Origin of the sequence: Escherichia sp. Marseille-Q3837 (assembly GCF_916618735.1) — a bacterium.
Taxonomy (GTDB): domain Bacteria; phylum Pseudomonadota; class Gammaproteobacteria; order Enterobacterales; family Enterobacteriaceae; genus Escherichia; species Escherichia ruysiae.
Map to the genome: position 1 here is coordinate 1,277,758 of NZ_CAKAKC010000001.1, position 13,885 is coordinate 1,291,642.

The window sequence follows — 13,885 nt, forward strand, 5'->3', positions numbered from 1 at the left end:
TGCTGCCTGATGCGCTGCGCTTATCAGGCCTACATAACACATCGCAATTTATTGAATTTGCAGGTCATAGTAGGCCGGGTAAGGCGTTTTCGCCGCATCCGGCAACGCTCATCAGTTACCCTTCGCCCTGCGTCGCACTCTCAATCGTTAAGCGTACATCGGACGTAATCAACTCCGCGAGCAACTGATAAACCTTCATCGTTTCTGCCGGTTCGGCGTCGCCGCTGTCGCTGATATATCCTTCATCACGCAGCGTCAGCACCAGAGAACTGAACACCGCTTTGTCGAAGAACTCCGGTGCGTTGATGCCGTGCAGCACGGAAAGACGTTGTGCCACAGTGCGGCTCTCTTTCTCCAGCGTACCGCGATTGATCGACGGGTTGGCGCTCAACAGCCAGAAGGTAATCGCATAACGTTGCAGCGTTTCACGCGCGCCTGCGGCAAGCAACTGAAGCGTGCGGGAGTGCGCCGGATTGATATGTAACTCATCATCTTGCAGCGTAATCAGCCCCTGGCGTTGCATCTCATTCGCCAGCGCATCAATAACACCCGGCAACTCGTCACGCTCCCAGCGCAGGAACAGCTCCGCTTTTAGCATTGGGTAAAGCACATTGACGTGCTCCATCAACACTTCGCGGGAGATGTGCCGATGCTGCGTCACAATCGCTGCCATCAGCGAAGGCAGAACCAACATATGCGCAATGTTGTTGCGATAGTAGGTCATCAGCACCGCTTGCTCACGCGGCAGGATAATAATGTCGCCGATGGTGTCTTTCTCAACTTCAAACTTGTTCATTTGCAGCGCGTGATCAATCAGCTCACCGGCGCTGGCTGAAGGAACGGTAGAGTCCGTGGAGTAAGGCACGTTGCGCATCAAATCGAGATAACAATTCAGCTGCTCAGTCAATTGCTCGCGAGTGAGTGAACGCTGACGTGACGCCAGCAGCGCAGTACAGCACAGGTTCATGGCGTTAGCCGCGCCTGCGTTGTTAATGCGCACCATCAGATCGGCAGCAATGTTATTGACCGTCGGTGTTAACCAGGCCGGACGCACAGCTTCAATGGGATCAATAGATTCACGCCAGTCTGGTACGTGCTGATTGAGATAGGTCATCAACGGCATCGGTTCACCGAAGTTGACATAGCCCTGACCGAGATTACGCAGCTTGCTTAAACCGCGCAGCATCTGCGGCAGGCTCTCTTTCTCTTTCGTCGCGCCGCGCAGTTCTTTGGCGTAAGTACCCACTTCCATGACGTGCTCATAACCGATGTAGATCGGAATCAACGTAATAGGACGCGTACCGCCACGCAGCATCGCCTGAATGGTCATCGACAGTGTGCCGGTTTTCGGATCAAGCAAACGTCCTGTACGCGAACGACCGCCTTCCACAAAGTACTCAACGGAATAACCACGGCTGAACAGTTCGCCGAGATATTCACGGAAAACGGTGGAGTAGAGTTTATTGCCTTTAAAAGTACGGCGAATAAAGAACGCCCCCAGACGGCGGAAAATCGGCCCGGCAGGCCAGAAGTTCAGGTTGATCCCGGCGGCGATATGCGGCGGCACCAGCCCCTGGTGATACAGCACGTAAGAGAGCAGCAGGTAGTCCATGTGGCTACGGTGGCATGGCACATACACCAACTCATGACCGTCGTGAGCCAGCTGGCGAACGCGTTCGGCATTATGGACGTTGATTCCCTGATAGAGCCGGTTCCAGGTGAAGCCCAGAATACGGTCAGTCAGGCGGATCATCTCGTAAGAGAAATTCGCCGCAATCTCTTCCATCAGCGCAATCGCGTTCTGCTGCGCTTTTTCATGGGAGATTTTTTTGCTGCGCGCTTCATCTTCTACCGCTTTGGCAATTGCACGCGAGGCGAGCAGCTTATTGAACAAATCCTGACGAGCAGGCAAGCGTGGACCCACGGCAGCCAGACGCTGACGGGCAAAGTGCATACGCGCCACGCGCGCCAGTTTTTGGGCGATAGTTTTATCTGTGCCGTGTTCATCAGCCATGCGGCGTAGCGAAACTGACGGCGAGAAACGCACAAAGCTATCGCGACCAAGCCACAGTACGGCGAAAAATTTCTGCACGCCGTTGAGCATACGTAGTGGCGGGTTTACTTCGCCTTTTTCACGTCCTGGCGCACGACCAAACATCACCGATACCGGCACCATCTGCACATCCAGATTTGGGTTGCTACGGTGCAGATCGAGATAGTCGTGGAACAGCTTAATAGACTCTTCTTTCGGCGTGTAATAGGTGAAAACACGCGGCCCGCCATGAATAAACACATAGCGCGGCAGTAGCGTGCCGTCTACCTCCAGCGGCTCTAATGGATCAGGCAGATCATGCGCCAGGCACTGGGCGCGCAACGTCAGCAAATCCGCTTTTGAGTTGTACGGTAAAACGTACATAATTGGACGAGAGGTATCGAGCCCCAATTCCGGGGCAGGATCTGCCGGAATAGACTTGCTTTTTACCAGGATGCTTAATGGTAAATTCAGTAATTTGTAGTAAATTCGTGGCCAGCCGGACATAAACGATGTAAAGCCTCTGGTTAATAATGCAAATGCGCGGGAAGGATAGCAGAAAGTCATGGGAAATTCTGTGGTATCCGCTCTTGTTTCGCGCGGCGCTACGCTACCGGAATCATCGGATTCAACGGTACACTGATATTGACGCTCATAATGTAAAAAGGTTCTTTCAATGGCCAATAATACCACTGGATTCACTCGAATTATCAAAGCCGCTGGCTATTCCTGGAAAGGTTTACGCGCTGCATGGATCAACGAAGCGGCATTCCGTCAGGAAGGCGTGGCGGTATTGTTGGCGGTGGTCATCGCTTGCTGGCTGGATGTGGACGCAATTACCCGCGTGCTGCTTATCAGCTCCGTCATGCTGGTGATGATTGTGGAAATTCTTAATAGCGCCATCGAAGCGGTGGTTGATCGTATTGGCTCTGAATACCACGAACTTTCCGGGCGGGCGAAAGATATGGGGTCCGCAGCGGTGCTGATCGCGATTATCGTCGCTGTGGCAACCTGGGTCATTCTGTTATGGTCGCATTTTGGATAACCCTTCCAGAATTCGATAAATCTCTGGTTTATTGTGTAGTTTATGGTTCCAAAATCGCCTTTTGCTGTATATACTCACAGCATAACTGTATATACACCCAGGGGGCGGAATGAAAGCGTTAACGGCCAGGCAACAAGAGGTGTTTGATCTCATTCGTGATCACATCAGCCAGACAGGTATGCCGCCGACGCGTGCGGAAATCGCGCAGCGTTTGGGGTTCCGTTCCCCAAACGCGGCAGAAGAACATCTGAAAGCGTTGGCACGCAAAGGCGTAATTGAAATTGTTTCCGGCGCATCGCGTGGGATTCGTTTGTTGCAGGAAGAGGAAGAAGGGTTGCCATTGGTAGGTCGTGTGGCTGCCGGTGAACCGCTTCTGGCGCAGCAGCATATTGAAGGTCATTATCAGGTCGATCCTTCCTTGTTCAAGCCGAATGCCGATTTCCTGCTGCGCGTCAGCGGAATGTCGATGAAAGATATCGGCATTATGGATGGTGACTTGCTGGCAGTGCATAAAACTCAGGATGTACGTAATGGTCAGGTCGTTGTCGCACGTATTGATGACGAAGTTACCGTTAAGCGTCTGAAAAAACAGGGCAATAAAGTCGAATTATTGCCAGAAAACAGCGAGTTTAAACCGATTGTCGTTGACCTTCGTCAGCAGAGCTTCACCATTGAAGGGCTGGCGGTTGGGGTTATTCGCAACGGCGACTGGCTGTAACAGATCTCTGATACCGCGATGCCGCCTGGCGTCGCGGTTTGTTTTTCATCTCTCTTCATCAGGCTTGTCTGCATGGCATTCCTCACTTCATCTGATAAAGCTCTCTGGCATCTCGCCTTACCTATGATTTTCTCCAATATCACCGTTCCGTTGCTGGGGCTGGTTGATACGGCGGTAATTGGTCATCTTGATAGTCCGGTTTATCTGGGCGGCGTGGCGGTTGGCGCAACGGCGACCAGCTTTCTCTTTATGCTGTTGCTGTTTTTGCGCATGAGCACTACCGGGCTTACTGCGCAGGCGTATGGTGCCAAAAATCCTCAGGCATTAGCGCGTGCGCTGGTGCAGCCGTTGCTACTGGCGCTGGGGGCTGGCGCGTTGATTGCTCTGTTGCGTACACCGATTATCGATCTGGCGCTGCATATTGTTGGTGGCAGTGAAGCCGTGCTGGAACAGGCGCGGCGCTTTCTTGAAATTCGGTGGCTAAGTGCACCGGCGTCGCTGGCAAACCTGGTATTACTTGGCTGGTTGCTCGGCGTGCAATATGCCCGTGCGCCGGTTGTCCTGTTAGTGGTGGGTAATATTCTCAACATTGTGCTGGATGTCTGGCTGGTGATGGGGTTGCATATGAACGTGCAGGGCGCGGCGCTGGCAACGGTCATCGCAGAATATGCGACGTTGCTGATTGGTCTGCTAATGGTGCGTAAAATCCTTAAACTACGCGGTATTTCCGGCGAAATGCTGAAAACAGCCTGGCGAGGAAACGTCCGTCGCTTGCTGGCGCTTAACCGCGACATCATGCTGCGCTCCCTGTTATTGCAACTCTGTTTTGGTGCAATAACGGTACTTGGCGCGCGACTGGGAAGTGACATTATCGCCGTTAACGCGGTTCTGATGACGCTACTCACCTTTACCGCCTATGCGCTGGATGGTTTTGCCTACGCGGTTGAAGCGCATTCAGGTCAGGCGTACGGTGCGCGCGACGGTAGCCAGTTACTGGATGTCTGGCGCGCAGCGTGCCGCCAGTCGGGGATCGTAGCGTTGCTGTTTTCTGTGATTTATTTGCTGGCAGGGGAACACATCATTGCGTTGCTGACGTCGTTAACCCAGATTCAGCAACTGGCTGACCGCTATCTTATCTGGCAGGTGATTTTGCCGCTGGTTGGTGTCTGGTGTTATCTGCTGGACGGCATGTTTATAGGTGCAACGCGCGCCGCCGAAATGCGAAACAGTATGGCGGTGGCAGCAGCAGGATTTGCGCTGACGCTCCTCACACTGCCGTGGTTGGGTAATCATGGTTTGTGGCTGGCGTTAACCGTCTTTCTGGCGCTGCGCGGGCTTTCTCTGGCGGCTATCTGGCGTCGTCACTGGCGCAACGGAACCTGGTTTGCCGGAGCGTGACGGTTAAATATTCTGAATAAATAATCCTAAGCCAAATTCCTGACTACACTTAATCCCACGTTCAGAAGAAAAGCGAGCGTACTCTCATTCACCACCTAACGATGAGGACTTGAATATGAATAAAGACGAAGTCGGCGGTAACTGGAAACAGTTCAAAGGTAAAGTGAAAGAGCAATGGGGCAAACTGACCGATGATGATATGACGGTCATTGAAGGTAAACGTGATCAGTTAGTGGGTAAAATCCAGGAACGTTACGGTTACCAGAAAGATCAGGCAGAGAAAGAGGTCGTGGACTGGGAAACCCGCAATGAATACCGCTGGTAATTAATCCCTCCTGCCCGACGTGTACAAGGATGTACGCCCTCTTAACGCGGTTTCTTTTTCACCTGAATAGAGTGGTCATGATGGCACTGTTCAGGATGACGACACGCTTCCACTTCTACACATGCTGAACATAGTCCATGCGCTTCAATCACATTATGCCGCAGGGCAAAACCCATTTTTGCCGCCAGCGTATGCATGATGTCTTCCACACCTTCCGCACACTCTTCTTTCACTGCGCCGCAGCGATCGCAAATAAACATAGCTGAAGTATGCGTTGGTTGATCGAACAGGTGACAGAGCACATAGCTGTTGGTGGACTCAACTTTATGCACAAACCCTTGCTCAAGCAGAAAATCGAGTGCGCGATAAACCGTTGGCGGCTTGGCCTGCGGCTCTGCTTCACGCAGTAAATCAAGCAGATCGTAGGCGCTGATTGCTCCTTCCTGCAGACTCATCAGGCGCAACACTTCAAGGCGCTGCGGGGTCAGGCGCACATTACGCTGTGCACAGAGTTTTTCAGCTTGCGCTAATAACTCCTGCGTTGTGGTCTTTTCCATTGGGCACCTCAAAGTGGGGTTAAGAATGTCCTTACTTTACCATAGTTCTCACTTAAACGCCGAGAACAGGGCGTCATAGCTGTCACATTGCCTGATCGCATATTCGTTATGCTATAGTAGCGCCCCCAATTCACCAGGTGCTTAAAAAAACGCCATGTCAGCAGAATCACAAACCGCTTATTCCGCATACCGTTTCTCCATTGCCCCGATGCTCGACTGGACGGACAGACATTGCCGTTATTTCCTGCGTCTGCTCTCCCGCAATACACTTCTCTATACCGAAATGGTGACCACGGGGGCAATTATTCACGGTAAAGGTGATTACCTGGCGTACAGTGAAGAAGAGCATCCGGTGGCGTTGCAACTGGGTGGAAGCGATCCAGCGGCACTGGCGCAGTGTGCGAAGCTGGCAGAAGCGCGCGGATACGATGAAATCAACCTGAATGTCGGCTGCCCGTCTGACCGGGTACAGAACGGCATGTTTGGCGCGTGCCTGATGGGTAATGCGCAACTGGTAGCCGACTGCGTTAAAGCGATGCGCGATGTGGTGTCGATTCCAGTCACGGTGAAAACGCGTATTGGTATTGACGACCAGGACAGCTATGAATTTCTTTGTGATTTCATCAACACCGTTTCCGGTAAAGGCGAGTGTGAGATGTTTATCATCCACGCGCGTAAAGCCTGGCTTTCTGGTTTAAGCCCGAAAGAAAACCGCGAAATCCCGCCGCTCGATTACCCGCGTGTCTATCAACTGAAGCGTGATTTTCCGCATCTGACGATGTCGATTAACGGTGGCATCAAGTCGCTGGAAGAGGCTAAAGCGCATTTGCAACATATGGATGGCGTGATGGTCGGACGTGAGGCGTACCAGAATCCGGGGATTCTGGCGGCGGTGGATCGAGAGATCTTTGGTTCCTCTGATACTGATGCCGATCCGGTGGCGGTAGTCCGCGCCATGTATCCGTACATTGAGCGTGAGCTTAGCCAGGGGACGTATCTCGGCCATATTACCCGGCATATGCTGGGTCTGTTCCAGGGTATTCCTGGTGCGCGGCAGTGGCGTCGTTATTTAAGTGAAAATGCCCATAAAGCGGGTGCTGACATTAACGTGCTGGAACATGCGCTCAAACTGGTGGCGGATAAGCGTTAATTTTTCACCACAAAGTAGTCAAATTCACTATGCCCTGCGCACCGTCGCGGGGCATATTTTTTATAAATCATAATGTTAGGTTTTGGCATGATTCTTGTAATGGCTGCAAGAGATTTCATATTTGGGAGTACATCATGCTGGAACTACTTTTTGTGATTGGCTTTTTTGTCATGTTGATGGTCACCGGCGTTTCGTTGCTGGGCATTATCGCCGCGCTGGTTGTGGCGACGGCCATTATGTTCCTCGGTGGTATGCTGGCATTGATGATTAAGTTGCTGCCGTGGTTACTGCTGGCGATTGCGGTGGTGTGGGTTATTAAGGCGATTAAAGCACCAAAAGTGCCGAAATATCAGCGTTATGACCGCTGGCGTTACTAAGGGATTGTGCGGATGATCACAACCTAAGGTTTTATCCTTAGAACAAAATAGGAATTGATTATCAAATCTGTCACTATTGCGTCTCTAACAGATTCATCGTGCTGTACCCTACATACAGCCGAACTATAAAAGAAAGGGCTTCCCAGGTGGAAGCCCAATTTCTTTATGGGATCAGTAAGCTGGAACCCTGCGTCGCCCGGCTTTCCAAAATCTCATGCGCACGCCGCGCATCCTTCAGCGGATATTTCTGTTGCTCTGCGACATCGACCTTAATCACGCCGCTGGCGATCAAAGAAAACAGTTCATTACTGGCTTCGGTTAACTCATCCCGCGTGGTGATATAGCCTTGCAGGGAAGGGCGTGTCACATACAGCGAGCCTTTCTGATTGAGAATGCCTAAGTTCACACCCGTCACCGCGCCTGATGAGTTACCAAAACTGACCATTAAACCGCGACGTTGCAGACAATCCAGCGACCGTTCCCAGGTATCTTTGCCTACGGAATCGTACACCACGCGCACTTTCTTGCCGTCGGTGATCTCTTTTAATCGCTCGACCAGATTTTCGTCGCGATAGTTAATTACCTGCCATGCACCCGCTTTTAATGCACTTTGCGCTTTTTGCGCGCTGCCCACAGTGCCAATAAGTTTTGCTCCTAAGGCTTTTGCCCACTGGCAGGCAATTAAGCCCACGCCGCCAGCAGCCGCATGGAACAGGAACTGTTCGTCAGGTTTGATTTCATACGTTTTGCGCAGCAGATAATAAACCGTTAAGCCTTTCAGGAACGACGCGGCAGCTTGCTCAAAAGAGATCGCCGCTGGCAGAATTGCCGCTTTATCGGCATTGACGTTATGCACAGAACTGTAAGCCCCTAACGTTGACTGCGCATAAACCACACGATCGCCCGCTTTAATATGCTTCACGCCGCTGCCGACTTTGCTCACAATGCCAGCCGCTTCGGTGCCTAATCCGCTGGGTAGCGATGGCGGTGGATAAAGGCCGCTGCGGATATAAGTGTCGATGAAATTGATGCCAATGGCTTTATTTTCGACCTGGATTTCATTCTCTGCCGGATCGGCAGGAGTAAATTCCACGGTTTGAAGTACTTCCGGGCCACCGTGCTTGTGAAATTCAATTCGTGTTGCCATGTGTCCTCCAGAACGTATCGTCAGGGTCTGCTTCATATGGTAAAGTTTCGACCCATTCTTTATCTCGGTAACTCCATTCACTATGGCAGGAAATAAACCCTTCAACAAACAGCAGGCTGAACCCCGCGATCGCGATCCACAAGTTGCCGGGCTGAAAGTGCCTCCGCACTCGATCGAAGCGGAGCAGTCGGTGTTGGGCGGTTTAATGCTGGATAACGAACGCTGGGACGATGTGGCCGAGCGAGTGGTGGCAGATGATTTCTACACCCGTCCGCACCGTCATATCTTTACCGAAATGGCGCGTTTGCAGGAAAGCGGTAGCCCAATTGACCTGATCACCCTTGCCGAATCACTGGAGCGCCAGGGGCAACTTGACAGCGTTGGTGGTTTTGCTTATTTGGCGGAACTGTCAAAAAATACGCCAAGTGCAGCGAACATCAGTGCCTATGCCGACATCGTGCGCGAACGTGCCGTTGTCCGTGAGATGATCTCAGTTGCGAATGAGATTGCCGAAGCCGGTTTTGATCCGCAAGGGCGCACCAGTGAAGACTTGCTCGACCTTGCTGAATCTCGCGTCTTTAAAATTGCCGAAAGTCGTGCCAATAAAGACGAAGGGCCGAAGAATATCGCCGATGTGCTCGACGCCACGGTGGCGCGTATTGAGCAACTGTTCCAGCAACCGCACGATGGTGTAACCGGTGTTAATACCGGCTATGACGATCTCAACAAAAAAACCGCTGGCTTGCAGCCGTCGGATTTGATCATCGTCGCCGCGCGTCCGTCGATGGGTAAAACGACATTTGCGATGAACCTCGTCGAAAACGCGGCGATGTTGCAGGATAAACCAGTACTTATCTTCTCGCTGGAGATGCCATCGGAACAGATTATGATGCGTTCTCTGGCGTCGTTGTCGCGCGTTGACCAGACCAAAATTCGTACCGGGCAACTGGATGATGAAGACTGGGCGCGTATTTCCGGCGCGATGGGCATTTTGCTGGAAAAACGAAATATCTACATTGATGACTCCTCCGGCCTGACGCCAACGGAAGTGCGCTCCCGCGCGCGCCGTATTGCCCGTGAACACGGCGGCATCGGACTCATCATGATCGACTACCTGCAATTGATGCGCGTACCGGCGCTTTCAGACAACCGTACGCTGGAAATTGCAGAAATCTCCCGCTCGCTAAAAGCCCTGGCGAAAGAACTGAATGTGCCGGTGGTGGCGCTGTCTCAGTTGAACCGTTCTCTGGAACAACGTGCTGACAAACGCCCGGTCAACTCCGACCTGCGTGAATCCGGTTCCATCGAGCAGGATGCGGACTTGATCATGTTTATCTATCGTGATGAGGTTTATCACGAAAACAGTGACTTAAAAGGCATCGCGGAAATTATTATCGGTAAACAACGTAACGGCCCAATCGGGACGGTACGCCTGACCTTTAACGGTCAATGGTCGCGTTTCGACAACTACGCGGGGCCACAGTACGACGACGAATAATAATTATTTTATGAATTAGGTAATTAAAGCAAACACTTATCAAGGAACACAAATGCAAGCGGCAACTGTTGTGATTAACCGCCGCGCTCTGCGACACAACCTGCAACGTCTGCGTGAACTGGCACCTGCCAGTAAACTGGTTGCGGTGGTGAAAGCGAACGCCTACGGTCACGGTCTGATTGAGACCGCGCGAACGCTCCCCGATGCCGACGCCTTTGGCGTTGCCCGTCTCGAAGAAGCCCTGCGGCTTAGGGCGGGGGGCATCACGCAACCTATTTTGTTACTGGAAGGCTTTTTTGAAGCAGACGATCTGCCGACGATCTCCGCTGAACATCTGCATACTGCCGTGCATAACGAAGAACAGCTTGCTGCGCTGGAAGAAGCCAATCTGGAGGAGCCAGTTACCGTCTGGATGAAACTCGACACCGGTATGCACCGGCTGGGCGTGTTACCGGAACAAGCTGAAGCGTTTTATCAACGACTTACGCAATGTAAAAACGTCCGTCAGCCGGTGAATATTGTCAGCCACTTTGCTCGTGCTGATGAGCCAAAATGCGGCGCGACTGAGAAACAACTCGATATCTTCAATACCTTTTGCGAAGGCAGACCCGGCAAGCGTTCAATCGCCGCATCGGGCGGAATTTTGTTATGGCCGCAGTCGCATTTTGATTGGGTGCGCCCGGGCATCATTCTTTATGGCGTGTCACCGCTGGAAGATGGTTCCACCGGTGCCGATTTCGGTTGCCAGCCAGTGATGTCACTGACCTCCAGCCTGATTGCCGTGCGTGAGCATAAAGCAGGTGAACCGGTAGGCTATGGCGGCACCTGGATTAGCGAGCGCGATACCCGCCTTGGCGTGGTGGCGATGGGCTATGGCGATGGCTACCCGCGCGCCGCGCCGTCCGGTACACCAGTGCTGGTGAACGGCCGCGAAGTGCCGATTGTGGGGCGAGTCGCGATGGATATGATCTGCGTAGATTTAGGCCCGCAGGCGCAGGATAAAGCCGGGGATCAGGTCATTTTATGGGGCGAAGGTCTGCCCGTAGAGCGTATCGCAGAAATGACGAAAGTGAGTGCTTACGAACTTATCACGCGCCTGACATCAAGGGTCGCGATGAAATACGTGGATTAATCGTTCTGCAATAGTTGATTGTCTGTGCCGGATGCGGTGTGAAAGCCTTATCCGGCCTGCAAATTTATGTAAATTCAATAAATTGATACACTCTTGTCGTTCGTACCTCTGAAGGTTTTGCGTTTTTTATCAGCTTCGCTGCGTTATTAATTGCTGCTCATTGCTAAACATCCTCTCGATCTTCCCCATCTTCCGGTTTATTGTGTTTTAACCACCTGCCCGTAAACCTGGAGAACCATCGCGTGTTTCAAAAAGTTGACGCCTACGCTGGCGACCCGATTCTTTCGCTTATGGAGCGTTTTAAAGAAGACCCTCGCAGCGACAAAGTGAATTTGAGTATCGGTCTGTACTACAACGAAGACGGGATTATTCCACAATTAAAAGCCGTCGAAGAAGCGGAAGCGCGCCTGAATGCGCAGCCTCACGGCGCTTCACTTTATCTGCCGATGGAAGGGCTTAACAGCTATCGCCATGCTATTGCGCCACTGCTGTTTGGCGCTAATCATCCGGTGTTACAACAACAGCGCGTGGCGACTATTCAAACGCTTGGCGGTTCAGGGGCATTGAAAGTGGGGGCTGACTTCCTGAAACGCTACTTCCCGGAATCAGGTGTGTGGGTCAGCGATCCCACCTGGGAAAATCACGTAGCAATATTTGCCGGGGCTGGATTCGAAGTGAGCACTTACCCCTGGTATGATGAAGTGACCAACGGTGTGCGTTTTGACGATCTGTTGGCGACGCTAAAAACATTGCCTGCCCGCAGTATTGTGCTACTGCATCCGTGCTGTCATAACCCAACGGGCGCCGATCTCACCAACGACCAATGGGACGCAGTCATTGAAATTCTCAAAGCACGCGAGCTTATCCCATTTCTCGATATCGCTTATCAAGGATTTGGTGCCGGTATGGAAGAGGATGCCTATGCCATTCGCGCCATTGCCAGCGCCGGATTACCTGCTCTGGTAAGCAATTCATTCTCGAAAATTTTCTCCCTGTACGGCGAACGTGTCGGCGGTCTTTCGGTGGTGTGTGAAGATGCCGAAGCCGCAGGCCGTGTGCTGGGGCAACTGAAAGCTACTGTGCGCCGTATTTACTCCAGTCCGCCGAATTTTGGTGCACAGGTAGTGGCAACGGTGCTGAATGATGAGGCGTTGAAAGCCAGTTGGTTGGCAGAAGTAGAAGAAATGCGTACCCGTATTCTGGCAATGCGTCAGCAACTGGTGCGGGTGTTGAGCACTGAGATGCCGGAGCGCAATTTTGATTACCTGCTTAAGCAACGCGGCATGTTCAGCTATACCGGTTTAAGCGCCGCTCAGGTCGATCGCCTGCGCGAGGAATTTGGCGTTTACCTGATCGCCAGCGGTCGTATGTGTGTTGCCGGGCTTAACTCTGCGAACGTGCAGCGCGTTGCAAAGGCGTTTGCTGCAGTGATGTAAGGTTAACCAGCAGGCGGTTGAAAAGCCGCCTGCTCTATTATAAATAAGGGGGCTATGTATTATCCAGGTAAATAGTACGAAGGAGATGAAGACTTATTTCTTATAAACGTGAATAAAATAGGCGTTTCATTTCCGAACATTTTTATACTATGGAAATATATTAAGTTATTAAATAGTTACAAACACGGACTGGTCTCATGTGATCCTTCTCCCTTTCTTCACAAAAGCCGCAGATAATCCTTCCTTTCCCTCGCTGCTGGCGTTATGGTCAGATGGCTTTTCCAACACACTTCATAATAAAAAGTTTCAACTTACTGACTATTTAGGGAAAAATATGCGCAAGATCACACAGGCATTGAGTGCCGTTTGCTTATTGTTCGCTCTAAACAGTTCTGCTGTTGCGTTAGCCTCTTCACCTTCACCGCTTAATCCCGGCACTAACGTTGCCAGACTCGCTGAACAGGCACCTGTCCATTGGGTATCGGTCGCACAAATTGAAAATAGCCTTGCCGGGCGCCCACCGATGGCGGTTGGGTTTGATATCGATGATACCGTTTTGTTTTCCAGCCCCGGATTCTGGCGCGGCAAGAAAATATTCTCGCCAGAAAGCGAAGATTATCTAAAAAACCCAGCATTCTGGGAAAAGATGAACAATGGTTGGGATGAATTCAGCATTCCAAAAGAGGTCGCACGTCAGCTAATTGATATACATGTCCGCCGTGGCGATACCATCTTTTTTGTGACTGGCCGTAGCCCAACGAAAACAGAAACGGTTTCGAAAACACTAGCCGATGATTTCCACATCCCGGCAACCAGTATGAATCCAGTAATTTTTGCGGGTGATAAACCAGGACAAAACACGAAAACGCAGTGGTTGCAGGATAAAAATATCCGAATGTTTTATGGCGATTCCGATAATGATATGACTGCCGCGCGTGATGTCGGCATTCGTGGTATCCGTATTCTGCGTGCCTCCAACTCTACCTACAAACCCTTGCCACAAGCGGGTGCTTTTGGCGAAGAGGTGATCGTTAATTCAGAATACTGATAGTGCGGGAGAGTGTGTCACT

General features: G+C 51.7%; 13 protein-coding genes. 10 read left to right on the forward strand and 3 right to left on the reverse strand.

Translation table 11 applies throughout. The annotated features are described in order from the left end of the window. Positions 1 to 115: 115 nt before the first annotated feature. Positions 116 to 2,539 (reverse strand): glycerol-3-phosphate 1-O-acyltransferase PlsB, encoded by a 2,424-nt coding sequence (plsB, locus tag LG381_RS06000; RefSeq protein ID WP_016159874.1) that lies wholly within the window; start codon positions 2,537 to 2,539, stop codon positions 116 to 118. 169 nt (positions 2,540 to 2,708) lie between these two features. Here plsB and dgkA point away from each other — a divergent pair, with 169 nt between their 5' ends. From dgkA to LG381_RS06020, 4 genes are all read left to right on the forward strand, one after another. Next, positions 2,709 to 3,077 carry a diacylglycerol kinase gene (gene dgkA, locus LG381_RS06005; protein ID WP_000002906.1) on the forward strand — a complete coding sequence of 123 codons (369 nt, stop codon included), beginning with the start codon at positions 2,709 to 2,711 and terminating at the stop codon, positions 3,075 to 3,077. A gap of 109 nt (positions 3,078 to 3,186) precedes the next feature. Then, positions 3,187 to 3,795, forward strand: coding sequence for a transcriptional repressor LexA (gene lexA / locus LG381_RS06010; RefSeq protein ID WP_000646078.1), 609 nt, complete (start codon positions 3,187 to 3,189; stop codon positions 3,793 to 3,795). 72 nt (positions 3,796 to 3,867) lie between these two features. Continuing rightward, on the forward strand, positions 3,868 to 5,193 hold the full coding sequence (gene dinF, locus LG381_RS06015; protein ID WP_032226476.1) for an MATE family efflux transporter DinF: 1,326 nt from the start codon (positions 3,868 to 3,870) through the stop codon (positions 5,191 to 5,193). 115 nt (positions 5,194 to 5,308) lie between these two features. Further along, positions 5,309 to 5,518: a CsbD family protein gene (locus LG381_RS06020; protein WP_001030603.1), complete on the forward strand. Its 210-nt coding sequence runs from the start codon at positions 5,309 to 5,311 to the stop codon at positions 5,516 to 5,518. A gap of 41 nt (positions 5,519 to 5,559) precedes the next feature. Here the strand turns inward: LG381_RS06020 and zur are convergent, their stop codons facing one another. Next, positions 5,560 to 6,075: a zinc uptake transcriptional repressor Zur gene (zur, locus tag LG381_RS06025; protein ID WP_000416266.1), complete on the reverse strand. Its 516-nt coding sequence runs from the start codon at positions 6,073 to 6,075 to the stop codon at positions 5,560 to 5,562. Positions 6,076 to 6,229: 154 nt separating this feature from the next. Between zur and dusA the strand changes: the two genes are divergently transcribed. Beyond that, on the forward strand, positions 6,230 to 7,225 hold the full coding sequence (gene dusA / locus LG381_RS06030) for a tRNA dihydrouridine(20/20a) synthase DusA (RefSeq protein ID WP_085461286.1): 996 nt from the start codon (positions 6,230 to 6,232) through the stop codon (positions 7,223 to 7,225). Between the two features lie 134 nt (positions 7,226 to 7,359). Continuing rightward, positions 7,360 to 7,602, forward strand: a complete 243-nt coding sequence (pspG, locus tag LG381_RS06035; protein WP_000891404.1) for an envelope stress response protein PspG — start codon at positions 7,360 to 7,362, stop codon at positions 7,600 to 7,602. Between the two features lie 163 nt (positions 7,603 to 7,765). On the opposite strand, the gene LG381_RS06040 is transcribed toward pspG, so the two are convergent. After that, positions 7,766 to 8,749 (reverse strand): quinone oxidoreductase, encoded by a 984-nt coding sequence (locus tag LG381_RS06040; protein ID WP_000235546.1) that lies wholly within the window; start codon positions 8,747 to 8,749, stop codon positions 7,766 to 7,768. An 82-nt stretch (positions 8,750 to 8,831) separates the two neighbouring features. Between LG381_RS06040 and dnaB the strand changes: the two genes are divergently transcribed. The 4 genes from dnaB (at position 8,832) to aphA (ending at position 13,863) form a co-directional block, all read left to right on the forward strand. Then, on the forward strand, positions 8,832 to 10,247 hold the full coding sequence (dnaB, locus tag LG381_RS06045; protein ID WP_225762141.1) for a replicative DNA helicase: 1,416 nt from the start codon (positions 8,832 to 8,834) through the stop codon (positions 10,245 to 10,247). A 52-nt stretch (positions 10,248 to 10,299) separates the two neighbouring features. Next, positions 10,300 to 11,379: an alanine racemase gene (alr, locus tag LG381_RS06050; RefSeq protein WP_001147290.1), complete on the forward strand. Its 1,080-nt coding sequence runs from the start codon at positions 10,300 to 10,302 to the stop codon at positions 11,377 to 11,379. Positions 11,380 to 11,621: 242 nt separating this feature from the next. Beyond that, positions 11,622 to 12,815, forward strand: coding sequence for an aromatic amino acid transaminase (gene tyrB, locus LG381_RS06055; protein ID WP_000486927.1), 1,194 nt, complete (start codon positions 11,622 to 11,624; stop codon positions 12,813 to 12,815). A gap of 334 nt (positions 12,816 to 13,149) precedes the next feature. After that, on the forward strand, positions 13,150 to 13,863 hold the full coding sequence (gene aphA / locus LG381_RS06060; protein ID WP_105290457.1) for an acid phosphatase AphA: 714 nt from the start codon (positions 13,150 to 13,152) through the stop codon (positions 13,861 to 13,863). Positions 13,864 to 13,885 lie beyond the last annotated feature (22 nt).